At 69.1% G+C, this 24,554-nt stretch carries 24 protein-coding genes; 17 read left to right on the plus strand and 7 right to left on the minus strand.

All coding sequences use genetic code 11. The features are described from left to right. Nucleotides 1-32 precede the first annotated feature (32 nt). Entirely contained in the window at nucleotides 33-1,352 is a 1,320-nt protein-coding gene (locus tag E7Y32_RS05685) for an MFS transporter (RefSeq protein WP_146336273.1), read from the minus strand. 396 nt (nucleotides 1,353-1,748) lie between these two features. Here E7Y32_RS05685 and E7Y32_RS05690 point away from each other — a divergent pair, with 396 nt between their 5' ends. The 12 genes from E7Y32_RS05690 to E7Y32_RS05745 all read left to right on the plus strand — a co-directional run bounded on the left by E7Y32_RS05690 (nucleotide 1,749) and on the right by E7Y32_RS05745 (nucleotide 13,235). Then, nucleotides 1,749-2,489, plus strand: a complete 741-nt coding sequence (locus E7Y32_RS05690) for an IclR family transcriptional regulator (protein ID WP_146338266.1) — start codon at nucleotides 1,749-1,751, stop codon at nucleotides 2,487-2,489. Between the two features lie 128 nt (nucleotides 2,490-2,617). Next, nucleotides 2,618-3,499, plus strand: coding sequence for a shikimate dehydrogenase (locus tag E7Y32_RS05695; RefSeq protein ID WP_146336274.1), 882 nt, complete (start codon nucleotides 2,618-2,620; stop codon nucleotides 3,497-3,499). Then, a complete protein-coding gene (locus E7Y32_RS05700; RefSeq protein ID WP_146336275.1) occupies nucleotides 3,499-5,421 on the plus strand; it encodes a bifunctional sugar phosphate isomerase/epimerase/4-hydroxyphenylpyruvate dioxygenase family protein in 1,923 nt (640 codons plus the stop codon). Before E7Y32_RS05695 ends, E7Y32_RS05700 begins: the two co-directional genes overlap by 1 nt. A 49-nt stretch (nucleotides 5,422-5,470) precedes the next feature. Beyond that, nucleotides 5,471-6,379 (plus strand): protocatechuate 3,4-dioxygenase subunit beta, encoded by a 909-nt coding sequence (gene pcaH / locus E7Y32_RS05705; protein WP_222433455.1) that lies wholly within the window; start codon nucleotides 5,471-5,473, stop codon nucleotides 6,377-6,379. After that, nucleotides 6,372-6,953 (plus strand): protocatechuate 3,4-dioxygenase subunit alpha, encoded by a 582-nt coding sequence (gene pcaG, locus E7Y32_RS05710; protein WP_146336276.1) that lies wholly within the window; start codon nucleotides 6,372-6,374, stop codon nucleotides 6,951-6,953. The genes pcaH and pcaG overlap by 8 nt, the downstream gene beginning before the upstream one ends. After that, nucleotides 6,950-8,452, plus strand: coding sequence for a lyase family protein (locus tag E7Y32_RS05715; protein ID WP_146336277.1), 1,503 nt, complete (start codon nucleotides 6,950-6,952; stop codon nucleotides 8,450-8,452). Before pcaG ends, E7Y32_RS05715 begins: the two co-directional genes overlap by 4 nt. After that, nucleotides 8,445-9,263: an alpha/beta fold hydrolase gene (locus E7Y32_RS05720; protein ID WP_146336278.1), complete on the plus strand. Its 819-nt coding sequence runs from the start codon at nucleotides 8,445-8,447 to the stop codon at nucleotides 9,261-9,263. The genes E7Y32_RS05715 and E7Y32_RS05720 overlap by 8 nt, the downstream gene beginning before the upstream one ends. A gap of 20 nt (nucleotides 9,264-9,283) precedes the next feature. Then, nucleotides 9,284-9,718, plus strand: a complete 435-nt coding sequence (gene pcaC / locus E7Y32_RS05725) for a 4-carboxymuconolactone decarboxylase (RefSeq protein WP_146336279.1) — start codon at nucleotides 9,284-9,286, stop codon at nucleotides 9,716-9,718. Between the two features lie 82 nt (nucleotides 9,719-9,800). Further along, nucleotides 9,801-11,042, plus strand: a complete 1,242-nt coding sequence (locus E7Y32_RS05730) for a thiolase family protein (RefSeq protein ID WP_146338269.1) — start codon at nucleotides 9,801-9,803, stop codon at nucleotides 11,040-11,042. Between the two features lie 3 nt (nucleotides 11,043-11,045). Then, complete coding sequence (locus E7Y32_RS05735) at nucleotides 11,046-11,705, plus strand: 3-oxoacid CoA-transferase subunit A (RefSeq protein WP_146336280.1); 660 nt, start codon at nucleotides 11,046-11,048, stop codon at nucleotides 11,703-11,705. Between the two features lies 1 nt (nucleotide 11,706). Next, nucleotides 11,707-12,393 (plus strand): 3-oxoacid CoA-transferase subunit B, encoded by a 687-nt coding sequence (locus E7Y32_RS05740; protein ID WP_146336281.1) that lies wholly within the window; start codon nucleotides 11,707-11,709, stop codon nucleotides 12,391-12,393. A 26-nt stretch (nucleotides 12,394-12,419) separates the two neighbouring features. Continuing rightward, on the plus strand, nucleotides 12,420-13,235 hold the full coding sequence (locus tag E7Y32_RS05745; protein ID WP_146336282.1) for an IclR family transcriptional regulator C-terminal domain-containing protein: 816 nt from the start codon (nucleotides 12,420-12,422) through the stop codon (nucleotides 13,233-13,235). Between the two features lie 34 nt (nucleotides 13,236-13,269). On the opposite strand, the gene E7Y32_RS05750 is transcribed toward E7Y32_RS05745, so the two are convergent. Beyond that, a complete protein-coding gene (locus E7Y32_RS05750) occupies nucleotides 13,270-13,902 on the minus strand; it encodes a hypothetical protein (RefSeq protein ID WP_146336283.1) in 633 nt (210 codons plus the stop codon). A 210-nt stretch (nucleotides 13,903-14,112) separates the two neighbouring features. On the opposite strand from E7Y32_RS05750, the gene E7Y32_RS05755 reads away from it, so the two are divergent. Then, complete coding sequence (locus E7Y32_RS05755) at nucleotides 14,113-15,072, plus strand: diacylglycerol kinase family protein (protein WP_146336284.1); 960 nt, start codon at nucleotides 14,113-14,115, stop codon at nucleotides 15,070-15,072. Here E7Y32_RS05755 and E7Y32_RS05760 read toward each other — a convergent pair. Together E7Y32_RS05760 and mscL are read right to left on the minus strand one after the other, a co-directional pair. Continuing rightward, nucleotides 15,069-15,920 carry an amino acid-binding protein gene (locus tag E7Y32_RS05760; RefSeq protein WP_146336285.1) on the minus strand — a complete coding sequence of 284 codons (852 nt, stop codon included), beginning with the start codon at nucleotides 15,918-15,920 and terminating at the stop codon, nucleotides 15,069-15,071. The two genes, E7Y32_RS05755 and E7Y32_RS05760, sit on opposite strands and share 4 nt — an antisense overlap. Before the next feature lie 87 nt (nucleotides 15,921-16,007). Continuing rightward, nucleotides 16,008-16,502 carry a large conductance mechanosensitive channel protein MscL gene (mscL, locus tag E7Y32_RS05765; protein ID WP_146336286.1) on the minus strand — a complete coding sequence of 165 codons (495 nt, stop codon included), beginning with the start codon at nucleotides 16,500-16,502 and terminating at the stop codon, nucleotides 16,008-16,010. Nucleotides 16,503-16,713: 211 nt separating this feature from the next. Between mscL and E7Y32_RS05770 the strand changes: the two genes are divergently transcribed. The 4 genes from E7Y32_RS05770 (at nucleotide 16,714) to E7Y32_RS05785 (ending at nucleotide 20,357) form a co-directional block, all read left to right on the plus strand. Then, on the plus strand, nucleotides 16,714-17,757 hold the full coding sequence (locus E7Y32_RS05770; RefSeq protein ID WP_146338271.1) for an FUSC family protein: 1,044 nt from the start codon (nucleotides 16,714-16,716) through the stop codon (nucleotides 17,755-17,757). A 36-nt stretch (nucleotides 17,758-17,793) separates the two neighbouring features. Beyond that, nucleotides 17,794-18,573 carry an IclR family transcriptional regulator gene (locus E7Y32_RS05775; protein ID WP_146336287.1) on the plus strand — a complete coding sequence of 260 codons (780 nt, stop codon included), beginning with the start codon at nucleotides 17,794-17,796 and terminating at the stop codon, nucleotides 18,571-18,573. A 93-nt stretch (nucleotides 18,574-18,666) separates the two neighbouring features. Next, complete coding sequence (locus tag E7Y32_RS05780) at nucleotides 18,667-19,857, plus strand: 4-hydroxybenzoate 3-monooxygenase (protein WP_146336288.1); 1,191 nt, start codon at nucleotides 18,667-18,669, stop codon at nucleotides 19,855-19,857. Nucleotides 19,858-19,964: 107 nt separating this feature from the next. Then, nucleotides 19,965-20,357 carry a nuclear transport factor 2 family protein gene (locus E7Y32_RS05785; RefSeq protein WP_146336289.1) on the plus strand — a complete coding sequence of 131 codons (393 nt, stop codon included), beginning with the start codon at nucleotides 19,965-19,967 and terminating at the stop codon, nucleotides 20,355-20,357. 16 nt (nucleotides 20,358-20,373) lie between these two features. On the opposite strand, the gene E7Y32_RS05790 is transcribed toward E7Y32_RS05785, so the two are convergent. The 3 genes from E7Y32_RS05790 to E7Y32_RS05800 all read right to left on the minus strand — a co-directional run bounded on the left by E7Y32_RS05790 (nucleotide 20,374) and on the right by E7Y32_RS05800 (nucleotide 24,441). Further along, a complete protein-coding gene (locus E7Y32_RS05790; RefSeq protein ID WP_146338273.1) occupies nucleotides 20,374-22,146 on the minus strand; it encodes an iron ABC transporter permease in 1,773 nt (590 codons plus the stop codon). A 35-nt stretch (nucleotides 22,147-22,181) separates the two neighbouring features. Then, complete coding sequence (locus tag E7Y32_RS05795; protein ID WP_146336290.1) at nucleotides 22,182-23,246, minus strand: ABC transporter ATP-binding protein; 1,065 nt, start codon at nucleotides 23,244-23,246, stop codon at nucleotides 22,182-22,184. Between the two features lie 112 nt (nucleotides 23,247-23,358). Next, complete coding sequence (locus tag E7Y32_RS05800) at nucleotides 23,359-24,441, minus strand: extracellular solute-binding protein (protein WP_395940450.1); 1,083 nt, start codon at nucleotides 24,439-24,441, stop codon at nucleotides 23,359-23,361. Nucleotides 24,442-24,554 lie beyond the last annotated feature (113 nt).

The following is a 24,554-nucleotide window of genomic DNA, read 5'->3' on the forward strand; positions in this document are numbered from 1 at the left end:
GGGCCGGAACGCACGCCGGGCCGGCGCGGGCCTCAGCGCAGGCCGAGTTCCTTGGTGGGAATCTTGAACGATTCCTTGGCGGTCAGCGCCGAGACGGCGGCGATGGCGCAGATGATCCCGGTGAAGATGGTGATCTGGACCCAGCCGCCGGGCTTGATGCCGCCCATGGCCGCCACGATCGCCGGGGCGAAGCCGGCCATCAGGAAGCCGAGCTGGGTGCCGATCGCCAGGCCGGAGAAGCGGACCTTCGTGCTGAACATCTCCGCGTAGAAGGAGGGCCAGACGGCGTTGGAGGCCGCGTAGCCGAACGAGAAGAAGCCGATTGCGGCCAGGAACATCAGCGCAACGCTGCCGGATTCGAGGCTGAGCAGGAAGACCGGGGTCAGCAGGGCACTGGCCAGCGCGCCGTAGATGAAGACCGGCTTGCGGCCAATCCGGTCGGCGAGCATGCCGAACAGCGGCTGGGTGCCGAGGGCGACCAGGTTGGCGCCCACTACGAGCCAGAGCGTGACCGTGCCGTCCACGTTGGCCACATTCTTGGCATAGCTGATGGCCAGGGTGCCGAACACGGTGGAGACGGCGGCGATGAAGGCGCAGGCGACCACGCGCAGCACATCGCGCCAGTGGTGCTTGAGCAGGTCGGCGACGGGGAGCTTGGAGATCTGGGCGGACTTCTGTGCTTCCTCGAAGGCCGGCGGCTCGTGCAGGGTGCGGCGGATGAAGAACGCGACCACCACAACGACGGCGCTGAGCCAGAACGGGATGCGCCAGCCGATGCCGTACTTGACCTCGTCCGGCAGCGCGAGGACGGGGATGAAGACCAGGGCGGCGAGGATCTGCCCGCCCTGGGTGCCGGTCAGGGTCCAGGAGGTGAAGAAGGAGCGGCGGTTGTCCGGGGCGTGCTCCAGAGTCATCGATGAGGCGCCGGCCTGCTCGCCGGCCGCGGAGAGGCCCTGGCAGAGCCTGGCGAGCACCAGCAGCGCGGGCGCCCACCAGCCGACGGTCTTGAAGTCCGGCAGGCAGCCTATCAGGAACGTGGAGGCGCCCATCAGCAGCAGGGTGAACATCAGGACCTTCCGGCGGCCCACCCGGTCCCCGAAGTGGCCAAGGATGACGGCGCCGACCGGCCGGGCCACGTAGGCGAAGCCGAAGGTGGCGAAGGACATAATCGCCGCGTTGGCGTCCGCGTCCGGGAAAAAGACCTTGGGGAAGATCAAGGCGGCGGCGGAACCGAAGATGAAGAAGTCGTAGTACTCGACGGCGCTGCCCAGGAAGCTGGCGAGGGCTGCCTTCTTTGGTGTCCCGGCCGGTGCGGCAGTGCCCGGCGTCGTAGACGGGAGAGTCTGGCTCATGGTGTTCCTTTGTGTGACGACGTTGTCGCGGATGGATCGGGAGGGTCTCGCCGGCCGGTGGCTTTAAGTGTGCGGCAGCCGGTGGACCGAGGAAAGACCCGGACTAGTAGCCACATGGTGGGAGCTACTTGTGCGATGTAGCAAGCATGGCTGTGACTGCCATCACTTGTCAACAAAAATAATCATCATCTAGCAATAGCTCTCACCATGTGAGAACATCAAGGCATGAGTGTGAACCAAGACACAGAGCCGGCCGCCGCTGCCGAAGCCCCCGGCGGCCCCCTGGGTGCAGCCGTAGATGCAGCCGAGACCTCGTCGACCGCACCTGCTGAGACCCCCGCCGCGCCCCCCGCCCCCGGGACAAAGAAGCCCGCCCGCGAGGACTCCCGCACGGACATGGTGGGCAAGGCCCTGGGGCTGCTGGTCCTGCTGGGGGACGAGCCGCGCGGCGCCAGCGCTGCCGAGCTCTCGCGCCGCGCCGACCTGCCGTTCAGCACCACGTACCGGCTGCTAGGATCGCTGACCCGGGACGGTTTTGTGGACTACGAGCCGGACGGCCGCCGCTACCACCTGGGGCTGCGGGTCTTCCAGCTCGGCCAGCGGGTGTCCAACCACCACGGCTTCGCCGGCACGGCCCTTCCCATCCTGCGCCGCGTCACCGAGGAATCCGGCGAGGCCACCATCCTGTCCGTGCGCGACGGTAACCACCACCTCACCGTCAACAAGGTCGACGGCCCGCAGACCTTCCGCGTCACCTCGGACCCCGGCCACCTGGGCGCCCTGCACACCACGTCGGTGGGCAAGGCTCTCATCGCTTTTGCCGACGACGCCACGCGGCGCCAGCTGGTGGAGGAGCTTGAGCTCGAGCCGCTGACGGAGCTTTCCATTACGGACCGGGACGCCTTCCGGGCCGAGATCGAGCTGGTCCGCCGGCGCGGCTACGCCACCATGGACGAGGAAAACGAGCTCGGCATGCGCGCCGTCGCCGTCCCGGTCTTCAACGCCCAGGGCCACGCCTTCGCCTCACTGGCCACCGCGGTCCCGGTCTTCCGGATGAGCATGGAAGCCCTCGTGGGCCTGGTGCCGCTGCTCCAATCCGCCGCGGCCGAGCTGTCGGCCCGGCTGCCCCAGCAGTAGCTGGTCATGTTCGTAATAAGAACAACAGTGCAATATGTGAACACTTGCGGTAATGTAATCCCCATCACCCGGCCCGCCGCCGTTCGCACCGCGGCCCGCCGAGTGCCGTTGTCAAAGGAGCTAGACGGATGAGCAACCGAGCAGAGTCCTTCCTCGTGGGCCTCGTAGGCGATGGCGTCATGCCGTCGCTCACGCCCCCTATGCACGAACGCGAGGGCGATGTGCAGGGCCTGCGGTACCTCTACCGCCCGATCGACCTCATTGAGCTCGGCCTCCCCGGCCAGGCCATCGGGGACCTCCTCACCTTCGCGCACCGCCTCGGCTTCAACGGCCTGAACGTCACCCACCCCTGCAAACAGCTGGTGCTGGAGCACCTCGACGAGGTCTCCCCGGATGCCCGGCGCCTTGGCGCGGTCAACACCGTGACCATCCGCGACGGCCGCTTCATCGGCCACAACACGGACTTCTCCGGGTTTGCCTCCGCGCTGGCCTCCGGCCTGCCGGGGGCCAAGCTGGACCGCGTGGTGCAGCTGGGAGCCGGCGGCGCCGGATCCGCCGTCGCCTACGCCCTGCTCACCGCCGGAGTCCGCCGCCTGGACCTGGTGGACACCGACGCGGCCCGCTGCGCCGAGCGGGCGGTCGAACTCGCCGGATTCTTCCCGGACAGTGTGGTCACGGCACGGACGACGGCGGAGCTCCCGGAGCTGATGCCGCTCGCCGACGGCCTGGTCCACTGCACGCCGGTGGGCATGGCCGCCCACCCCGGCGTCCCGCTGGAGCCGTCCCTGCTGGAGTCCCGGCACTGGGTCGCGGACATCGTCTACCGGCCCATCGAGACCGAACTGGTCCGCGAGGCCCGCGCCCGGGGTTGCGAGGTGCTCGACGGCGGCCGGATGGCCGTGGGACAGGCCGCCGACGCGTTCCGGATCTTCACCGGCCTCGACGCCGACGCGGACCGGATGCGCGCCCACTTCCTGGAGCTCGTCGCCGCCGAGGAGGTGGCGGCCTGATGCGCACCGGAATCGCCACCGTCTGCCTCGCCGGGACCCTGCGGGAGAAGATGCAGGCCTGCGCTATCGCCGGCTTCGACGGGATCGAGATCTTCGAGCAGGACCTTGTCACCTCGTCGCTGAGCCCGGAGCAGATCCGGTCGATGGCCGCGGACCTGGGCCTGACCCTAGACCTGTACCAGCCGTTCCGCGACTTCGACTCCGTGCCGGAGGAACTGCTCGCCGCCAACCTGCGCCGCGCCGAGGCCAAGTTCCGGCTGATGTCCCGGCTGGGCATGGACACCATCCTGGTCTGCTCCAACGTGGCCACCGCCAGCATCGACGACGACGGGCTGCGCGCCGCCCAGCTGTCCCGGCTCGCCGAACTCGCCGGCGAGCATGGGGTGAGGATCGCCTACGAGGCCCTGGCCTGGGGGAAGTACGTCAACGACTACGAGCACGCCCACCGCTTGGTGGAACTCGTGGACCACCCCTACCTGGGCACCTGCCTGGACTCCTTCCACATCCTGTCCCGGGACTGGGACACGGCGCCGATCGAGCGGTTCAACCCGGAAAAGATCTTCTTTGTGCAGGTGGCGGACGCCCCGAAGCTGTCCATGGACGTGCTGTCCTGGAGCCGGCACCACCGCGTCTTCCCGGGCGAGGGACAGTTCAAGCTCGCCAAGTTCATGGGCCACGTGGTCCGTGCCGGCTACACCGGCCCCGTCTCGCTGGAGGTCTTCAACGACGTCTTCCGGCAGTCCGACGTCGAACGCACCGCGGTGGATGCCATGCGCTCGCTGATCTGGCTCGAGGAACAAAGCGCCAGGTGGTTGGAGGCGAATCCGTCCCCGGCCGAAGCGGCTGCCGGCGCCGGCCGGCGCCGCCATCCGATGGAACTGGCCACGCTGCCGCGGGTGGCCGAGCCGGCCGGGTTCAACTTCGCCGAGGTCCGGGCCGCCGACACCGCTGCCCTGGAGACCCTGCTGGGCCAGCTGGGTTTCGGGTTCAACGGCCGGCACCGGACCAAGAATGTGCAATTGTGGACCATGGGCCACGCACGCGTGATCATCAACGAGGAAGCCCCCGCCGCCGCGGAAACCGCCATCGCCGCGGTCGGCTTCGACGTCGATTCCCCCGTGATTGCCGCCGCCCGGGCGCAGCAGCTGAAAGCCCCCGCGGTGCCGCGCAAGAGCCAGGCGGACGAGGAAGTCTTCCAGGGCTTCGCCGCGCCGGACTCCACCGAGATCTTCCTCTGCCAGGGCAGCCCGGACGGCGCACCCGCCTGGGTCAGCGAATTCGGCCCCGCCGGCGCTGAAACCGGCCCGGCCGCGGCTCCGCAGGCCGTGATCGACCACGTCAACCTCGCCCAGCCCTGGCAGCACTTTGACGAGGCCGTGCTGTTCTACACCAGCGCCCTGGCCCTGGAGCCGCAGCCGTACGCCGAGGTCGCGAGCCCCAGCGGGCTGGTCCGCTCCCAGGTGATGACCACCCGGGACGGGGGCGTGCGGCTGGTGCTGAACCTGGCCCCGCTGCTGCAGCAGGAGGGCGGCCCGGAGCAGGCCGGCACCGCGCCCGCCGGAACCCCGCGCCGGACCTACCAGGAGCACATTGCCTTCGCCGTGGACGACCTCGTGGCCACGGCCCGGGCCGCCCGCGGCCGCGGTTTGGAGTTCCTGCAGATCCCCGCGAACTACTACGAGGACCTGGACGCCCGCTTCGACCTGGACCCGGCGTTCCTGGCCACGCTGCGGGAGCTGAACCTGCTCTACGACCGCGACGCCGACGGCGAGTTCCTGCACTTCTACACCGCCACCGTCGGCAGTGTGTTCTTCGAAATGGTGGAACGCCGCGGCTCCTACGACGGCTACGGGGCACCCAACGCCCCGGTCCGGCACGCCGTCCAGTACGACCACCTGCACCAGCTGAAACTCACCGCCTGACCGCACCCGGCCAGGACAGACCCACCCCACCCAACGAAAGGAGGCTGCTGTGCCAGAAGAGATCAACCTCGAGATTTTCAACGCGGACCCGCTCACCGAGGACGTGTCCGACGCAGCGCCCGAGGCCACGTCAAAGCCCGCCGGCAAGGCGGTCCCGGCCCTGGACACCGCCGCGGAATCGCAGCAGATCCTCAGCGACGAGATGACGGCGCTCGGGGATGCCTACGCGCAGGCGCTCCGGAACGGCGCCCCGGCGGAAACCCAGCCGCGGCTGGACTACCCGCCGTACCGCAGCAGCATCCTCCGCCACCCGACCAAGAGCCTGCAGCACGCGGACCCGGAAACCATCGAGCTTCATTCACCGGCGTTCGGGCACATGGACGTGCACGCGCTCGAAGCCGACCTCACCATCCAGCACAACGGCGAGCCGCTGGGCGAACGGATCATCGTCTCCGGCCGGGTGCTCGACGGCGACGGCCGGCCCGTGGCGGGCCAGCTCGTGGAGATCTGGCAGGCGAACTCCTCCGGCCGCTACATCCACAAGCGCGACCAGCACCCGGCCCCGCTGGACCCGAACTTCACCGGCGTCGGCCGCTGCATCACCGGCGCGGACGGGTCCTACAGCTTCACCACGATCAAGCCCGGCGCCTACCCGTGGAAGAACCACCTGAACGCCTGGCGTCCGGCGCACATCCACTTCTCGCTCTTCGGCCAGGAGTTCACCCAGCGGATTGTCACGCAGATGTACTTCCCGGGCGACCCGCTCTTCGCCCTGGACCCGATCTACCAGTCCATCGTGGACCAGGATGCACGGGACCGGCTCGTGGCCACCTACAACCATGACCAGACCAAACCGGAATGGGCGCTGGCCTACAACTGGGACATTGTCCTGACCGGCTCCAAGCGGACCTGGACCGAGAACGAGGCGCTGGGCGCAGAAGGAGACGACCATGAGTAAGTTGACCCCCACCCCCGGCCAGACCGTGGGCCCGTTCTACGGCTACGCCCTGCCCTACGCCAAGGACCGCGAGCTGCTGGCCCCCGGATCCGCCGGCTCCATCCGGCTCCAGGGCACCGTGTACGACGGCGCCGGCCATCCGGTCCCGGACGCCATCCTGGAGATCTGGCAGGCCGACGCCGAGGGCAACGTCCCGCAGCGCACCGGCTCCCTGGTCCGCGACGGCTACACCTTCACCGGCTTCGGCCGCAGCGCCGTAGGCAACACCGGCGTCTTCACGTTCACCACGGTCAACCCCGGCCCCACCGCCCCCGGCGCCGCGCCGTTCATCTCCGTCGTGGTGTTCGCGCGCGGCCTGATGAACCGGCTCTTCACCCGCGTCTACCTGCCGGAAAACGAGGAAGCCCTCGCGGCCGACCCGCTGCTGGCCTCGCTCGACCCGGACCGCCGCCGGACCCTGATCGCCCGGCGTGACCCCGATGGCGGCCTCAGCTGGGACATCCGGCTGCAGGGCGAGGACGAAACGGTGTTCCTCGACTTCCAGGGCGCCGCGGGCGCGGGGGACGCCACGTGACCTCCCCGCACACCGGGCCCGGCCCGGACGGCGACGTCGGCCTGCTGAGCCCGGTATCGGCGTCGCCCCGGGTCACCGCGCTCACCGGGGACCGGGCGGTGCTCGCCGCCCTGCTCCGGGTCGAAGCCGGCTGGGCTGCCGTCCTGGAAGAGGCAGCCCTGGTCCCGGCCGGCTCCGCCGCCCTCGTGGCGTCGGCGGCCGACGTCGACCGCTACGACATCGCCTCAATCGCCGTCCGCGCCCAGGGCGGCGGCAACCCGGTGATCCCGCTGCTCGCCGACCTCCGGGACCAGGTCACGGCGCTGGACACGGCCGGCCTTGGCGCCGGACGGGCCGTGCACACCTCGCTGACCAGCCAGGACGTGCTGGACACCGCCCTGATGCTGCTGGCTGCCGGCGCCGTGCGCGAACTGCTCACCGAGACCCGCCGCACGACGGCGGCCCTGGCCGCCCTTGCGCAGCGGCACCAGCAGACCCTGTGTGTGGGCCGCAGCCTGACCCAGCACTCGCTGCCGTTCAGCTTCGGCCTGAAAGCCGCGCAGTGGTTCCACGGGCTCGCCGCCGCAGCGCAGCGGCTCGAGGGATTGGAACTGCCCGTCCAGACCGGCGGGGCCGCCGGCACCCTGGCAGCCGGCACCGCGCTGGCCGAAGGACATGCCCTGGGACCCCTCGAGCTGGCCGACCGGCTGGCCGCCCGGCTGGGGCTGGCCGCCGCCACCGCTCCGTGGCACACCAACCGCCTTGCCGTGACCGCACTCGGCGACGCCCTCGCCGCGCTGACGGACGCTGCGGGCAAGATCGCCGCCGACGTATTGTTCCTGAGCCGGCCCGAGGTGGCCGAACTGGCCGAACCCCGGGCCGCCGGCCGCGGCGGCTCCTCGGCCATGCCGCAGAAGCAAAACCCGGTGCTGTCCGTGCTGGTGCGCAGCGCCGCCCTGCAGGCACCGGCGCTGGCAGCCCAGCTGCACTTTGCCGCAGCCAATTTCAACGACGAACGCCCCGACGGCGCCTGGCACACCGAGTGGACCGCGCTGCGCTCGCTGCTGCGCCTGGCCCTCGGCGCGGCGGTGCAGCTGCACGAACTGGCCGAGGGCCTGCAGGTCTTCCCGTCGGCGATGCGGCGGAACCTGGACCTCGCGGGCCCCCTGCTGCTCTCCGAGGCGGTGGGCGCCGCCGTCGGGCCGCTGCTCGGGCAGGACGGCCGGCGCCGGCTCCAGGACGTGGTGGACCGGACCCTCCAGGTGCACACCGCTGAACAGTCCAGCTCCTACCGGAAGCTGCTCCGGGCCGCCGTCCCGGCGGAGCTGCTCTCCGACGAGCGGCTCGAGGAGCTGCTGGATCCGGCCAACTACCTGGGCCAGGCACCGGAAATTTCGCGCCGCATCCTCGCGGCGTGGCCGGCCTTCGCACAAACTGACGCAGCGCAGCCCGGCGCCCCACCCGCCGAACCGACCGAACCCAAAAAAACGACCGCAGAGAAAGGCGCCCACCGTGGCTAGACCAACCCTCAAGGCCGTCCTGCTCTCGCCCGTGCGCGAGCTCGGCGACAAGCCCCTGCTCGTGCTCGGCCCGTCCCTGGGGACCTCCACGCTGCTCTGGAGCCAGGCCGGCGCCCTGCTCGGCGACGACGCCGACGTCGTCGCCTGGGACCTGCCCGGGCACGGAGTCTCCCCGGCCGCGGCGGAGACTTTCACCGTCGCCGAACTGGCCGACGCCGTCGTGGAGCTGGTCGATTCGATCGCCCCCGGCGCCCGGTTCCACTACGCCGGCGTCTCCCTCGGCGGTGCCGCCGGACTGCAGCTGGGCATCAAGCACGGCGAACGGCTCAAGAGCCTGTCCGTGCAGTGCACCGGGGCGAAGATCGGCACCCCCGAAGGCTGGCTGGAACGCGCCGTGACGGTCCGCAACCAGGGCACCGGTGTGATGATCGAGGGCTCCGCCCAGCGCTGGTTCGCGCCGGGCTTTATGGAGCGCGAGCCGGACCGCAGCAGCGGCCTGCTGCACACCCTGCGCGACGCGGACCGCTTCAGCTACGCCTTCTGCTGCGAGGCCCTCGCCGGCTTCGACGTGCGGGAGGAACTGGGCGGCATCCGGGTCCCCACCCAGGCGCTGGCCGGCGTCCAGGACACCGTCGCGCCGCCGTCGCTGGCCCGGGAGATCGTCGACGGCATCACCGCCGGCGGCGGCACGGCCAATGCGGCGACCCTGGAGGGGGTGGCCCACCTGGCGCCTTTCGAGGCGCCCGGCCACGTGGCTGAACTGCTGCGCAGCCTGATCCGCTGGACCGAATCACGCGGAGCCGGCCAGTGAGCCGGCCAGTGACCGGGCCAGTGAGCGGGCCGGAACGGAACGGTGTGGTCCAGCCCGACGCCACCAGCCAGGAGATCTACGACGGCGGCATGGCCGTCCGCCGCGAGGTGCTCGGCGCTGCGCACGTGGACCGGGCCAACGCCGCCAAGGACTCCTTCACCGAAGACTTCCAGGACATGATCACCCGGATCGCCTGGGGCGGGATCTGGACCCGGCCCGGAATCAGCCGGCAGATGCGCTCGGCCGTCACGATCACTGCGATGGTGGCGCACGGGCACTGGGAGGAACTGGCCATGCATATCCGCGCCGCCGTCACCAACGGCCTGAGCAGGGACGAAATCAAGGAAATCCTCCTGCAGACCGCCATCTACTGCGGGGTCCCCTCCGCCAACACCGCCTTCAGGACCGCCCAGCAGGTCTTCCGTTCCATGGACGACACCGCCCCACCCAACTAGCTCGCATTTGTTGTCGTTTTGAGGGCTCAAAACGACAACAACTGCCAGCTACTTGGGATCCACAGAGAATTAAGAGGAAATGATGAACCAGGCTTTTCTGTACGACGCCGTGCGGACCCCGTTCGGGAAGTTCGGCGGCGGGCTCGCCGGCGTGCGGCCGGATGACCTGGCCGCGCACGTGATCGGCGAGGCCGTGAAGCGGGCGCCGGGGCTCGACCCGGAGCGGATCGACGAGGTGGTGTTCGGCAACGCCAACGGCGCGGGCGAGGAGAACCGCAACGTTGCCCGCATGGGCACGCTGTTGGCCGGGCTGCCGGTCTCGGTCCCGGGGACCACGGTGAACCGGCTCTGCGGGTCCTCGCTGGACGCCGCGATCATCGCGTCCCGGCAGATCAACACCGGCGACGCGGACCTGCTGCTTGTCGGCGGGGTCGAATCGATGTCCCGGGCGCCCTGGGTGCTGCCCAAGACCGAGAAACCGTACCCGGCCGGGGACCTCGCCCTGGTCTCCACCACGCTGGGCTGGCGGCTGGTCAACAAGGCCATGCGACCGGACTGGACGGTCTCCCTGGGCGAGGCCACGGAGCGGCTCGCCGAAAAATACGGGATCACCCGCGAGGCGCAGGACGAATTCTCGGCGAATTCGCACAACCTGGCCGCCGCGGCCTGGGACGCGGGCTTCTACGACGCCCTCGTCGCCCCGGTCCCGGGCACCGACCTGGTCCGCGACGAGGGCATCCGCCCCGGCTCCAGCGCGGAAAAGCTCGCCGGGTTGAAGACGGTGTTCCGCGCCGAGGCAGACGGGCCCGACGGCGGGACCGTCACCGCCGGGAATGCCTCCCCGCTCTCGGACGGCGCGTCGGCGGCGTGGCTCGGCTCCGAACAGGCGTCGGGCCTGCTGGGGATGGACCCGCTGGCCCGGATTGCCGGCCGCGGCGCGCACGCGAACGACCCGCAGTTCTTCGGCTACGCCCCGGTGGAAGCCGCGAACAAGGCCCTCGCGAAGGCCGGGATCGGCTGGGACGAGGTGGGCGCCGTCGAACTCAACGAGGCGTTCGCCGCGCAGTCGCTGGCCTGCATCAACGCCTGGGGCATCGACCCGGCGATCGTGAACCGGCACGGCGGCGCGATCGCGATGGGCCACCCCCTCGGCGCTTCCGGGGCGCGGATTCTGGGCACCCTGGCCCGGTCCCTGCAGGCCTCCGGGCAGCGCTGGGGCGTCGCGGCGATCTGCATCGGCGTCGGCCAGGGCCTGGCCGTCGTCCTCGAAAACGTTTCTACCACCGGTCGGCATAATCCGCCGGCACCGGCTGCAAAGGGCTAGGACATGTTGAATTTCATTGACACCGTGGGCGAGGCCGTCGCCGGGATCAAGGACGGCTCCACGGTGATGATCGGCGGTTTCGGCAACGCCGGGCAGCCGTTCGAACTCATCGACGCCCTGCTGGACTGCGGCGCCACCGGCCTCACCGTGGTCAACAACAACGCCGGCCAGGGCGACCAGGGCCTGGCCCTGCTGATCAAGGAGGGCCGGGTGAAGAAGATGATCTGCTCTTTCCCGCGGCAGTCCGACTCGTGGCACTTCGACGCGAAGTTCCGCGCCGGCGAGATCGAGCTGGAGCTGGTGCCGCAGGGCAACCTGGCCGAGCGGATCCGCGCCGCCGGGGCCGGCATCGGCGGCTTCTTCACCCCCACCGGCTACGGCACCATGCTGGCCGAGGGCAAGGAAACCCGCTTCCTGGACGGCAAATGGCAGGTCTTCGAAACGCCCATCCACGCCGACGTCGCGCTGATCAAGGCGCTCACGGCCGACGGGAAGGGCAACCTCGTCTACCGCAAGACCGCCCGCAACTTCGGCCCCATCATGGCGGCCGCCGCGAAACACACGATCGTCCAGGTCTCCGAAATCGTCCCCACCGGCGGCCTGGACCCGGAAAACGTTGTGACCCCCGGAATCTACGTCAACAGCATCGTGAAGGTGGCCTGAGATGAGCCTTAAGACGAGTATCCAGACCTCCGACGCGCCGCTGGGCCGTGACGACCTGGCCCGCCTGGTGGCCCGGGACATCAAACCCGGCTCATTCGTGAACCTTGGCATCGGCCAGCCCACCCTGGTCTCCAACTACCTCGAGCCGGAGCAGAACGTCACGCTCCACACCGAGAACGGCATGCTGGGCATGGGCCCGGAGGCCACGGGCGACCAGGTCGACGGCGACCTCATCAACGCGGGGAAGGTCCCCGTGACCGAGCTGCCGGGCGCGTCCTACTTCCACCACGCCGACTCCTTCGCGATCATGCGCGGCGGGCACCTGGACATTTGCGTGCTCGGCGCCTTCCAGGTCTCCGCGACCGGCGACCTCGCGAACTGGCACACCGGCGCGCCCGACGCGATCCCCGCCGTCGGCGGCGCCATGGACCTGGCGACCGGCGCCAAAGACGTCTTCGTGATGATGACGCTGCTGACCCGCGAGGGGGTGTCCAAGCTGGTGGAGTCCTGCAGCTATCCGCTGACCGGAATCGGCTGCGTGACCAGGGTCTACACGGACAAGGCGGTCTTCCTGACCGGCCCCGACGGGGTGCAGGTGCGCGAGACCTTCGGCTGCACTCTCGAGGATCTGCAGGCGCTGGTGCCGGTGCCGCTCACCGCCGCCGCACCTGGACCTCCGCGCGTATAAAGTGATGCGTGATCGAGAGGCGGTATATGACTGAGGCAGCAAAGGGCACCCGGGCCGACGGGGCGCCCGCAGCCAGCGACCAGTACGTGCAGTCGCTGGCGCGGGGACTGGCGGTGATCCGGTCCTTCGACTCGGAGCACCCGCTGATGACCCTGACCGAGGTGGCGGCCCGGACCGATCTCACCCGTGCCACCGCGCGCCGCTTCCTGCACACCCTCGTGGAGCTCGGGTACGTCCGCACCGACGGCAAGACCTTTGCGCTGACCGCCAAGGTGCTCCAGCTCGGTTACGCCTACCTCTCCGGGCTGTCGCTGCCGCAGATCGCCCAGCCGCACCTGGAGGAGCTCTCGCTCAAGCTGGGGGAGTCGACGTCGGCGGCCGTGCTGGACGGGACGGACATCGCCTACATTGCCCGGGTCGCCACGCGCCGGATCATGACGGTCGGGATCACCGTCGGCACCCGGTTCCCGGCGTACGCCACCTCGATGGGCAGGGTGCTGCTGGCCGCCCTCCCGGCGGACCAGCTCAAGGCGTACCTGGCCGCGGCCGAACTGCGGCCCCTCACACCACGCGCAATCGGCACCCCCGACGAGCTCGTCGCGGAGCTGGACACCGTCCGGGCCCAAGGCTGGTGCCTGCTGGACCAGGAACTGGAGCTGGGGCTGATGTCCCTGGCCGCGCCGATCCACGACGGTCCAAAGGTGGTCGCCGCCATCAACGTCTCGCTGCAGGCCCAGGCCGTCTCGGCGCAGCCGGACCCAGCGGCCTATCTGGAGTCGGTCCGCGAGGCCGCCGTCGCCACCGCGGAGCTCATTTCGGCGGACCTCTCCGCCGGCGGCTGATCCGGCGGCAGATCAGCGGGGCCGGCGCCCGGGCCTAGCCGCGGCGGGCCTGGGCGAACAGCTGCCGCAGCGTAAAGAAGCAGCCCAGGGCGCTGAACAGCAGCGCCATCACGAACTCACCCTTGAGGTCCTCGATGAGGTCCGCGTTGCTGGTCAGGTTGTAGCCCAGCAGGTCCCATGCCTCGGGTTGGGCCAGCATCGCCAGCGGCGAATCGCCCACGTAGTCGGCCAGGTCCACCCAGATGCTGGCCAGGAATGACAGCAGCACCGTCACGATTGTCACGGCCACCACCACCCACGCGCCCTGCTTGGTCATGGTTCCGCCGCGGCCCGCCATGCTGCCGGCGAGATACAGCCGGGCGGCCCCTGCCGCGGTCACGAAGGCCACGATTGACCCCATCCACCCCAGCTTCCACAGGAGCAGCCAGAGTCCGACGCCGACCGGCACCACGGCGAGGGCAAACACCGTGCCGCGGACCGTGCTGTCCAGGGACTCCGGCCGGACCGCGGGATGGGGCAGGGGGAGGGCGGGCAGCTGCGCCTGCCGGTGGTCCGCGGAATCCGGCCAGGGCGCCCCGTCGGGCCACCGCTGGCCGTAGCGCGGCTCGGCCGGGCCAAAGGATTCGGATTTTTTTCCAGCGTCAAAGTCAGCGCGCTCTGTCATCATTCCCCCAAATGAGATGAGTGTCCCGGTCATCGATGTGCCGGTAAGTCCCGCCTAGTCTGGCACAAGGCGGCCCGAATCCGAGGATTTGGGCGGCATTGTTTCGGCCGGGACGGTAAGGCCGTGATTCCCGGAGTAGTTGCGCCGGGTTGCCGCCCCGCCCCGATAGGATTTCCCTGCGGGACCCATCCCGCCCACTTGCCGAAGGACGCCATGCCACAGACCAATGCCGCGCAGGACACCCCCGGCCAGGACACCCCTGTCCAGCCCAAGCGCGCCGCCGTGATCGTCAACCCCATGAAGTCCTCCGGCGAGGACTTCAAAGCCTCTTTCTACCGACTCTGTGAAACGCAGGGCTGGAGCGAGCCGCTCTGGCTTGAGACCACCGCCGAGGACACCGGCCTGGGCCAGGCCCGCCAGGCACTCGAGGCGGGGGTCGACGTCGTGATCGCTGCCGGCGGCGACGGCACGGTCCGCTGCGTGGCCGAGGTCCTCGCGGGCACCGGGACGCCGATGGGCCTGGTCCCGATGGGCACCGGGAACCTGCTGGCCCGCAACATCGGCGTCGACATCACGGATCCCGTGGCCGCCAGCTATGACGTCCTGAACGGCAGCGACATCAAGGTGGACGTGGTGAAGGCCAGCCTGGACCACGCCGAGGACGAACAGGTCTTCCTGGTCATGGCCGGCCTCGGCTACGACGCGGCGATCATGGCGAACACCGTGGACGAGCTCAAGGACCGCGTGGGCTGGCTCGCGTATGTGGAAGCCGGCATCCGGCACCTGCCCGGCAAGCCGGTCAAGGCGCACATCAGCATCGACGGGCAGCACCCGGTCCGGCGCAGGATCCGCAGCGTGATGGTGGGCAACTGCGGCAAGATCACCGGCGGCGTGGAAGTCTTCCCCGACGCCAAGATCGATGACAACATCCTCGACGTCCTGATCCTGGCCCCGGTGGGCAGGCTCGGCTGGTTCAGCGTGCTCGCCGGCATGTTCGGCCGGAAGAACAGCAAGAACAAGTCGGTGGAGTACTTCGCCGGGAAGACCGCGGAAATCAGCCTCGACCATGAGCAGGAGTTCCAGCTCGACGGCGATCACATCGGCAAGGCCAAGCACCTCAAAGTCAGTGTGGAGCACGAGGCCCTGGCCATCAGGATGACGAAGGCGGTTTAGCCCTCCGCGGTCGGGACCTGCCGGTAGGCGAGGATCTCGGCGAGCTCGGCCAGCCGGTGGGCCCGCGCGGATTCCGCGGGGGTGAACGGCTCGCCGGGCCGGACGAAGCTGATCGGGCCGTGCCAGGCCGTGGGAATCCGCAGCAGCGTGCCGTCCCGCGGGTCCTGGAACGGCGGCCCCGGGGCCGCTCCCGGCGGCGCAACGATCCGGGCGCGCAGCAACTCCGCCACGGCCAGCGGCAGCTCGGCGGGATGGGCGGCGATCCGGGCGGCGAGGCTCAGGGCCCCGGTCTGCCCGTCGGCCATGGCCAGGGCGGTGGTGGGCCAGACCTGCGGGTCCCGGCCGCCGCCCTCGCGCAGGGCCCGCAGCAGCCCGGCCTCGCCCACCTCCCCGGGGGCCGACAGGACAAACTCGTCCAGGACTCCGCCCGGCACGTGGTGGACGTGGATGCTGAGGATGTTTGTCTCCAGCCCGGCCAGGGCCTGCGTGAGCTTCTGCAGGGCGCCCGGCCGGTCCCGCAGCACCGTGCGCGCCCGCCACAGGGCCGGTGCTGCGCCGAGCCGGCTGCGGTGCCGCAGGGCCGGGGCATGCAACCAGCGCCGCAGCATGCGCGCCGCCGAGGGCTCGGCCACCCAGATCACCAGCACCGTGGCGGTCAGCGTGAGCACCAGGACTTTGGCCAGGTACGGCAGGTGCGTTTCGACGACGACGGCATGCACCAGCAACTCGATCGGCAGCATCACGGCGACGTTGGCCAGGGTCAGCCGCGCCTTGGTGGGTTCGGGCATTTGGCCGCAGACCTCGCAGCTCAACTCCGCCGGCGTTCCACGGTTTGCTCTGGGCTTCATGCTCCCATCGTGTCCGCCGGCTGTTTCGGGCCGGTTGCCGATGCATGAAGATTTGCGTCCCGGCGCCGGAGTTGCGGGCCGCGCGGGTCAGCGGCTGCGTTCGCCGGAGTACTCGGCCGTCCGGCCGCCGGTGGTGTCCGCAGCGCGGCCGCCGTCGTCGGTGCCCGCGGCCACCCCGCTTCCGGCCAGCGAAGCGAGCAGGTCCCGGATCTCCGCCAGCAGTGCGGTGTCCGGCGGGAGGGGCTTCTCCTCAGGCTCGGCGGTGGCCAGGCGCTGCTTGACCATCCGGTTGATCCGGTTCATCGGCGCCACGAAGATGAAATACACCACCGCGGCCGTGATCATAAAGGTCACGAAGGCCGTCACGACCGCCCCGATATTGACAAAAGTCTTGTCGTTCCCGGGCCAGACGTAGAAGCCGAGCCCGTGCGTCTCAACGCCGCCGGCGGCGGCGATGACCGGGTTGACGATGTTTGTGGTGAAGGCCGTGACCAGCGCGGTAAAGGCCGTGCCGACGACGACGGCGATGGACAGTTCGATCACGTTGCCGCGAAGGATGAAATCCTTGAATCCTTTGAGCATGGAGTCCTCTCGAATGGTGTTTCAACCGCTAGACGCTACCACCTCGACGCCCACCAGGTATTCCGTTGAATGGAATCCTGAGCCCGGATAGCTCCCGTTCCGGCGTAGGATTCAAGCGGATGCCAGCGCCGCCGTCGTTCCCAGAACCGAATGCAAAGGAAGGCCCATCCCGCCCGTGAAGCCCGCGACATTGCTTGCCGACATGTTCACCATGGCTCCGGCCAACAAGGATCACCAGGTCGCGGTCCGGTGCGCCGTCGGCGTCTTTGTCCCGTTGCTCACCCTGGTGCTGCTGGGCCGGCTGGATCTGGCCATTTTTGCCTCTTTTGGCGCCTTCACCGGAATCTACGGACGGAACGAGCCCCACGGCCGGCGGTTGATCCTCCAGTTGCGGGCCGGCACGCTGATGCTGGCCGTGATCCTGCTCGGTGCCCTGACGGCCCGGGCCGGCGAAACATTCGCCCTCACGCCGTCCGGCAGCACCTGGCTGCAGGTCCTCGCCACCACGCTGGTGGCCGGCGGCTGCTCGCTGATTGTCGCCTGGTGGCGGCTCCGGCCGGCGGGATCCCTGTTCCACATCTTCGCCTTCGCGGCAATCGCCTCCATCCACAACCAGCCGCCGCTGTGGCAGGCCATGCTGGTGGCCGTCCTAACGGTCCTCTTCGCGCTATTGATGGGTCTGTCCTCCCGAGTGGTCCCGAGCCGCCGCCAGCCGTGGTCCTGGCCCGCGCCGGCACGGCTCACCGACCGGGAGCGACGCGTCGCCTGGCTGGAGGCGGTGGGATACCTCGTGGCGGCGGGGCTGGCCGGCGCCCTTGCCACCATGATCGGGGAGTGGCTCGGCTTCGGCCACAACTACTGGGCCATGGTGGCCGCCGTCGTCCCGCTGGTGGGGCACTCCACCCGGCACCGCCTCAGCCGAGGCGTGCAGCGCATCATCGGGACCGCCCTGGGACTGGTCCTGCTCGCGCTGATCCTGCTGCTGGAACCCGCCCCCTGGCAGACGGTCCTGGTGATCGCGGCCTGCCAGTTCGGCGCCGAAATGTTCATTGCCCGCCAATACGTGCTGGCCCAGGTCTTCGTCACCCCTCTGGCGCTGATTTCGACCCTGCTGGTGGCCCCGACGCCGGCGGGGACGCTGCTGCGGGACCGGTTCCTGGAGACCGTCATCGGAGCCGCCGTCGGCGTCGCCGTGGTGCTGGCCCCGGCCGTGTGGCGCCGGCTCAGCGTGGGCGGCCATTCAATGGAAGACTGATGCCAGGCACAGCAACGGCTTAGGGAAGCAGGACGGATGGCTAACTCCCGCACCGGGGACTCGGTGGTGGACCGTGTGGTGCGCCTGATCGAGGCGTTCCCGGAGGGCTCGGCGGCCCTGCAGCTTTCCGACCTCGCGGACCGGGCCGGCCTGCCACTGACGACGGCGCACCGGCTGGTCCGGCAGCTGGCCGGGCATGGCCTCGTGGAGCTGGGCGGCGGGGGATCGGTCCGGCTGGGGCTGCGGCTCTGGGAGCTGGTGAACCGGAATTCCCCCACCCTCGCCCTCCGGCAGGCGGCCTTGCCCTTTATGGAGGACATCCAGCAGGTGCTCCACCAGAACGTCAACCTGGCCGTGCTGGATGGCTGGGAGGCTCTTTTCGTGGAGCGGTTGTCCCGCCGCGGCTCCGTGGCGAACCGGGCGAAGATCGCCGGCCGGATGCCCGTGCACCTCTCCTCGGCCGGGCTGGCTTTGATGGCCCACCAGCCGGCGGCGGCGCAGGCGGAGTACCTGCGCCAGTTCACTGATCCCGAGGGCAGGTTGCGCGCCGCGGACGTCCGCGCGCTCCTGGCCGAGGTGGCCGGCCAGGGTTTCGCCGAGCTGGCCGGAGTGGTGGATCCCGACACCTGGGGAATCGCCGTCCCGGTGCTGGACGGCCGGAAGCGGGCCATGGCGGCACTCGGCGTCGTGGTTCCGCTGCGGGAGGTGCGGCTTCAGGCGCTGGTGCCGGCCCTGCAGACCGCTGCGCGGGGGATCGGGCGCCGGCTCGGGGACTCCCGCGCCGCCGTTGATTTCCGTTCAATGGAAGACGTGTAACGCGGATCACCGCTTCGGGCGCACACTGTAGCCAGAGAATCCACCGGCCCCGGACGCCCAGCAGTCCCGGCCCCGCAACGAAGCGAGGACACCATGGCAAACCGCAAAGTCATCACCACCCAGGTCGCGATCGTGGGCGGCGGCCCCGCCGGGCTGATGCTCTCCCACCTCCTGGCAAAGGAAGGCATCGAATCCACCGTGGTCGAGCTGCGCAGCCGGCAGGAGATCTCCGAGACCGTGCGGGCCGGCATCCTCGAGCACGGCACCGTCAACCTCCTCGTGGACAGCGACGTCTCCGACCGTGTGTTGCGCGACGGCGACCGCCACGACGGCATCGAACTGCGGTTCAACGGCGAAAGCCACCGCATCGACTTCCAGGACCTGGTCGGCGAATCGGTCTGGCTCTACCCCCAGACCGACGTCTTTATGGACCTCGCCGCGCGCCGGGAGGCCGACGGCGGGGACGTCCGGTACGGCGTCACGGACACCAGTATCCACGACATTGAGGGCGCGCCGCGGGTGTGGTTCACCGACGCCGACGGCACCGAGTACGAGCTCCAGGCGGACTTCATCGCCGGCGCGGACGGCTCCCGCAGCCACTGCCGCGTCCAGATCCCGGAGGCGGCCCGCAAGTGGTACTTCCACGAGTACCCATTCGCCTGGTTCGGAATCCTCGCGGAGGCCCCGCGCAGTGCCGATGAGCTGATCTACGCCAACTCAGCCAACGGCTTCGCGCTGATCAGCCAGCGGACCGAGACCGTGCAGCGGATGTACTTCCAGTGCGACCCGAACGAGGACGTGCGGAACTGGGACGAGGACCGGATCTGGGAGGCCTTCCGCAGCCGCGTCAACGGCAACGGCTTCGAGCTCAAGGAGGGCCCCGTCATCGACAAGACCGTCCTGAAGTTCCGCAGCTTTGTGCACGCCCCGATGCGGCACGGCAAACTCTTCCTGGCCGGCGACGCCGCCCACACAGTCCCGCCCACCGGCGCCAAGGGCCTGAACCTGGCCATCCACGACGTGCGGGTCCTGTTTGAGGGCCTCGACAGCTTCTACAAGACCGGCTCCAACAAGCTCATGGACCTGTACAGCGACCGCGCCCTGGACCGGGTCTGGAAGGCGCAGCACTTCTCCTACTGGATGACCTCCATGCTCCATACCCCGGCCGACGCCGACGACTTCGCCCGCGCCCGTCAGCTCGGCGAGCTCAGCTCCGTGGTGTCCTCGCGGCACGGCCGCGCCTACCTCGTGGAGGCCTACACCGGCTGGCCCGCAGGGCGCTAGGAACGGCCCCGGGAGGGGGCACAATTCCGTCGACAGCACCCCTGCTCAGGACTAGCCTTTAACCGTCCCAGCATGACCCGACAAGGACGACGGAGAGGTGTCCGATCATGGGAAGCACAGAGAATATCGAGCTGGTCCGGCGGGGGTACGAGGCCTTTAACGCCGGGGATATGGCGACCCTCAGCGAGCTCTTCGCGGAGGACGCAGTCTGGTATGCAGCCGGGAGCGGTGTGCTGTCCGGAACGAAGCAGGGACGGGACGCCGTCCTGGCGTATTTTGGCGAACTGGGAGCGGGCAGCCAAGGCTCGTTCCAGGCCAGCGTCGAGGACATTGTGGGCGGGGAGAATCACACGGTCGCAATCCAGCACGCCCAGGCAACAAGCAACGGGCAGACCCTGGCGATGGGCACCGTCATCGCTTTTGTGGTCCGCGACGGAAAGATCGCCGAGGGCCGCGAGTACTCCGAAGACACCGCCAAGTGGGACGATTTCTGGGCTTGATGGGACAGCCCGAAGGCTAGGGCACCAGCGCAGGACCGGTGCGCCCGGAATCCGCCAAGGCCGCCGCCGGGGTTTCCAGGCCGGGGGCCTTGGCCTTTGCCCGCGTGCCCGGCTTCCGACCGGACCGGCCGTAGACCAAGTACATCGTCACACCAGTGATCACCATCAGCAGCACCGTGTAGACGAAGGTGTTGGACACCCCCTCGATGCCCTCCGCGCCGTCGGTGTTCGCCTTGATGACCAGGCCCAGCGGCTGGAAGAGCGGGTGGGCCAGGAAGATCGCGGTGTCGTAGTCGTCCAGCATGCTGTTGAAGTTCAACGCCGTGACCGCGGCCGCGGCGGGCAGCACGATCGGCAGTAGAATGCGCCGGAAGATGTAGAGCGTTTTCGCGCCCATGATCCCGGCGGCCTCCTCGAGCGAGGAGTTGACCGCGGCGAAGGAGGCCTTGAGCATCCTGAGAGTAAAGGGGATCTTCACGGTTACAAAGGCCACGAGCAGGATCACGGTGGTGCCGGTCAGCACGGCGCCGCCCACCAGCGGATTCGGGTGGTCATAGCTGAGGATCAGGCCCAGGGCCAGCAGCGCCGCCGGCAAAATCCACGGAATGTGCAGCAGGTACTCGACGGCGGTGGTGACCCATTTACGGTACTTCTGCAGGATCCGGGCCACGAACAGCAGACCGCCGACGGCGATCACGGCGGCCACTGCGCTGTAGGCGATGCTGATGAGGAACGGCCGCAGCCCCGACGGCTGGGTGAGAACCCGGACGTAGTTGTCCAGGGTCAGGCTGCCCGGCTGCAGCTGCCCGGTCTGGATGGCGGCGCCGTCGGCAAAGGAGTACAGCACGATCAGGACCACCGGCAGCGTGTAGACCGCGAACAGCAGGTACGCAATGGTGTGCACGACGGCGTTGGCCACGGGGTTGGTGATCTGCTGCTTCTGCAGCCCGGCGGAGACCTTGGACACCGAGAAGTAGGTTCCGCCCTTTTCCAGCCGCGTCATGACGGCGAGCATCAGCATGGTCGCCACGCCCAGGATAACGGCCAGCAGGGCTGCGAGGTCCCGGGAGGTGGGACTGTTGGTGAACGTCAGGATCATCGGTGTGATGGTCTGGAAGTCCCGGCCGCCGAGCACCTGCGGCGCGGAGAGGGCGCCAAGTCCGGTCAGGAAGGAAAGCACTGTCACGGCGAACAGGGTGGGCTTGAGCATCGGCAGCACAATCCGGCGCAGGATGGTCCAGGTGGAGGCGCCCATGTTCCGTGCCGCCTCGATGGTTTGGTAGTCCACCCCCTTGAGGGCATTGGTGACAAACAGCATGTGGTTGGTGGTGGTGGCAAACGTCATGACGGCCAGGACGGCGAAGAACCCGGAAAACCAACCGGGGTCCAGATCCGGGAAGACGGAGACCAGGAACCCGGTGACGATCCCCTTTTCCCCGTAGATGAACTTGTACCCGGCGGCGAGGACGATGCCGCCGTAGATGAAGGTGGTGGCGTAGCCGAGGAACAGGATCCGGGAACCGCGGATCTTGAAGTACTGGGTGACCAGCACAATGAAGATCCCCACCACGTTGACCGTGATGGACAGGGCCACGGCCAGCAGGAAGCTGTTGCCCAGCGATTTCATCGCCCGCTGCGAGGAGAACAGCTTCTCCGCGGCCCGGCCGGAGAACTGCCCGTCCGGGAAGAACGTCTGGATCAGCACATTCGCGTTGGGCCAGACCAGGAAGGCGGTGATAAACCAGGTCAGGACGACGCCGGCCACCAGCACCGCCGGGGAGCGGAGCATGCTCCGGGTGCTGGCGCCGCCGGCGCCGGCCCGGCTCACGCCCGGTTCGCTTCCTGCAGCCGGGCGCCCAGCGAGACGCCGGTCTCCGGGTCGTACTGGAGCACGTGAGCCGGCTGGACGTAGACGGTGGCGGGGCTCCCGGTAACGGGGTGGGCGCCGCCGTCTTCCCTGACCAGGAGCCGGATCTCGGAACCGTGGCAGCGCACGACGTAGCGGCTGTGCAGGCCGTGGTAGGTCCGCGAGATGACGGTGCCGTCCACCGGAACGGCCGAGCCGTCGGCGGCCGGCTCCAGCGACGCCTTCTCCACCCGGAGGTAAGAGTTGGCCGAGGGGTCCAGGGCGTGGCGTGCGAGCCGGTTCAGTTCGGCGACGAGGTCTGCACCCAGGCGCGAGCTGTCGCCGATAAAGTTGCAGACGAACTCGGTGGCGGACTCGTCGTAGATGCTTTGCGGCGTGCCCACCTGCTCTACCACACCCTGGTTGAAGACGGCCATCCGGTCGCTCATGGCCAGCGCCTCGTCCTGGTCATGGGTGACGTAGACCGTGGTGATGCCGAACTCGCTCTGCAGGTCCTTGAGCTGCTGCCGGAGCTGGTGCCGGAGCTTGGCGTCCAGGTTCGAGAGCGGCTCGTCGAGCAGCAGGATCTTCGGCTGCAGCACCAGCGCCCGGGCGACGGCGACGCGCTGCTGCTGGCCGCCGGAGAGTTCGGAGACGTTCTTGTGCAGCTGCTCCTCGGACAGGTCCACGCGCCGGGCGATGTCGCGGACCAGCCGGTCGCTCTCGGACGCCTTCTCCTTGCGGACGCGCAGGCCGAAGGCGATGTTTTCCCAGACACTCATGCTTGGGAACAGGGCATAGTTCTGGAACACCATGCCGACCTGCCGCTTGTCGCTGGGCAGCCGCGTGACCGCCCGGCCGTCGACGTAGACCTCGCCGGCGGAGGGCTCGATGAACCCCGCCAGCGTGCGCAGCGCCGTCGTTTTGCCGCAGCCCGATGGCCCCAGCAGCGTAAAGAACTCGCCCTGCTTCACCTCCAGGTTCAGCCCGGGGATGGCGGTGAAGTCACCGAACGTGACCTCGATGTTTTCGAAACGGATCATGGAACCTGTCTTTTCTGGCGGCGGGGCAGGGTCAGGGGCAGGGCGGCGACGGCGACGGCGGCGACGGCGGGCCCGGCCGGCGCTGCTGCCGGCCGGGCCCCGCCCGCACGGCTCAGCTCATGTATTCCAGTTCGATCTTTTCGACCCACTTGCCCATGTTCGCCTGCACGAAGTTCCAGTCGATGTCCTGCTGCTTGAGCGTCTTGAAGAACTCGACGACCTCGGGCTTGGCCTGGGCCACGGCGGCCGTGTTGACCGGCATGGAGTTGAACTGCTGGGCCCAGGCGCCCTGGGTCTGCGCGCTGCCGAACCAGTTGATGAACTTGAGCGCCTCGTCCTTTTTCTTCGAGCCCTTGACCAGGGCAACCTGCTCGATCGCCAGCGGCACGCCCACGGACGGCATCACGGTGCCCACGGTGACCTTGAAGGACTTCTGCCGTTCGGCGATGATCGAGGACGGCATCTGGCCCATGTCCGTGTCACCGGAGGCGATGCGGGCGAAGAGGTCGGTCTTGGCGACCGCCGGGGTGCCGTTCTTGAAGTACCCCTCGATCTGCTTCCAGCCCTCGTCGGAGATGCCCAGGTCGCCGCCGTCGTCCTTGTAGCGGGTCAGGATGCTGGCGAACACCAGCTGCGCGGTTGCGGTGCCCAGGCCCGTGACGCGCTCGTAGCGGGACTTGAACTTGTCTTGCGTCCAGAGGTCGGTCCAGTCCTTGGGCGCCTGGTCCTTGCTGTACTTGGCGGAGTTGTAGCCGAGCAGGATTGCCTGCTGGACCAGGGGCCAGTACGCCCTGGAATCGGACTTGTCACCCTTGGCGGCATCGACTTCCCCGGACCACGACGGGGTGAACGGCTCAACCGCGCCGGCGGCCTTGATCTGCTCGAAGTACATGTTGTTCAGGCCGAACGCCACGTCGGCGATCGGGTTGTTCTTCTCGGCGATCAGCTTGTTGGTGGCGTCGGCACCGCCGGCGCCTACGATCTGGATCTTGAACCCGGCCTCCGCGGCCTTCTGGGTCAGCCACTCGCCGCGGCCCTCGCCGTTGGAGTTCGTGTAGACCACCAGGGTCTCGCCGGACGGCGGACCGGAGGGGGCGACGGCGGCCGGACCGGCGGCGGCGGAGGAGGACCCGGGGGCGGCGGCGCCGGCGCCGCAGCCGGAGAGCAGGCTGACGGCGACGGCGGCGGCAACCATGGTTTTCAACGTGCGCACAGGTGGGACTCGATTCTGATTGGGATCAGGGGGCATTGTGGGGCCAGCCTATAGCCGCGGGTTGCGGATTGGGGCGATTATGCCTATCGAATCGA

Origin of the sequence: Arthrobacter sp. UKPF54-2 (genome assembly GCF_007858535.1) — a bacterium.
Classification (GTDB): Bacteria; Actinomycetota; Actinomycetes; order Actinomycetales; family Micrococcaceae; genus Arthrobacter.

Coding starts and splice junctions, on each gene's coding strand:
- E7Y32_RS05685 (WP_146336273.1), bottom strand. CDS start 1,352: ATGAGCCAGACTCTCCCGTCTACGACGCCGGGCACTGCCGCACCGGCC.
- E7Y32_RS05690 (WP_146338266.1), top strand. CDS start 1,749: ATGGTGGGCAAGGCCCTGGGGCTGCTGGTCCTGCTGGGGGACGAGCCG.
- E7Y32_RS05695 (WP_146336274.1), top strand. CDS start 2,618: ATGAGCAACCGAGCAGAGTCCTTCCTCGTGGGCCTCGTAGGCGATGGC.
- E7Y32_RS05700 (WP_146336275.1), top strand. CDS start 3,499: ATGCGCACCGGAATCGCCACCGTCTGCCTCGCCGGGACCCTGCGGGAG.
- pcaG (WP_146336276.1), top strand. CDS start 6,372: ATGAGTAAGTTGACCCCCACCCCCGGCCAGACCGTGGGCCCGTTCTAC.
- E7Y32_RS05730 (WP_146338269.1), top strand. CDS start 9,801: ATGAACCAGGCTTTTCTGTACGACGCCGTGCGGACCCCGTTCGGGAAG.
- E7Y32_RS05735 (WP_146336280.1), top strand. CDS start 11,046: ATGTTGAATTTCATTGACACCGTGGGCGAGGCCGTCGCCGGGATCAAG.
- E7Y32_RS05740 (WP_146336281.1), top strand. CDS start 11,707: ATGAGCCTTAAGACGAGTATCCAGACCTCCGACGCGCCGCTGGGCCGT.
- E7Y32_RS05745 (WP_146336282.1), top strand. CDS start 12,420: ATGACTGAGGCAGCAAAGGGCACCCGGGCCGACGGGGCGCCCGCAGCC.
- E7Y32_RS05750 (WP_146336283.1), bottom strand. CDS start 13,902: ATGATGACAGAGCGCGCTGACTTTGACGCTGGAAAAAAATCCGAATCC.
- E7Y32_RS05755 (WP_146336284.1), top strand. CDS start 14,113: ATGCCACAGACCAATGCCGCGCAGGACACCCCCGGCCAGGACACCCCT.
- E7Y32_RS05760 (WP_146336285.1), bottom strand. CDS start 15,920: ATGAAGCCCAGAGCAAACCGTGGAACGCCGGCGGAGTTGAGCTGCGAG.
- mscL (WP_146336286.1), bottom strand. CDS start 16,502: ATGCTCAAAGGATTCAAGGATTTCATCCTTCGCGGCAACGTGATCGAA.
- E7Y32_RS05770 (WP_146338271.1), top strand. CDS start 16,714: ATGGCTCCGGCCAACAAGGATCACCAGGTCGCGGTCCGGTGCGCCGTC.
- E7Y32_RS05775 (WP_146336287.1), top strand. CDS start 17,794: ATGGCTAACTCCCGCACCGGGGACTCGGTGGTGGACCGTGTGGTGCGC.
- E7Y32_RS05780 (WP_146336288.1), top strand. CDS start 18,667: ATGGCAAACCGCAAAGTCATCACCACCCAGGTCGCGATCGTGGGCGGC.
- E7Y32_RS05785 (WP_146336289.1), top strand. CDS start 19,965: ATGGGAAGCACAGAGAATATCGAGCTGGTCCGGCGGGGGTACGAGGCC.
- E7Y32_RS05790 (WP_146338273.1), bottom strand. CDS start 22,146: ATGCTCCGCTCCCCGGCGGTGCTGGTGGCCGGCGTCGTCCTGACCTGG.
- E7Y32_RS05795 (WP_146336290.1), bottom strand. CDS start 23,246: ATGATCCGTTTCGAAAACATCGAGGTCACGTTCGGTGACTTCACCGCC.
- E7Y32_RS05800 (WP_395940450.1), bottom strand. CDS start 24,441: ATGGTTGCCGCCGCCGTCGCCGTCAGCCTGCTCTCCGGCTGCGGCGCC.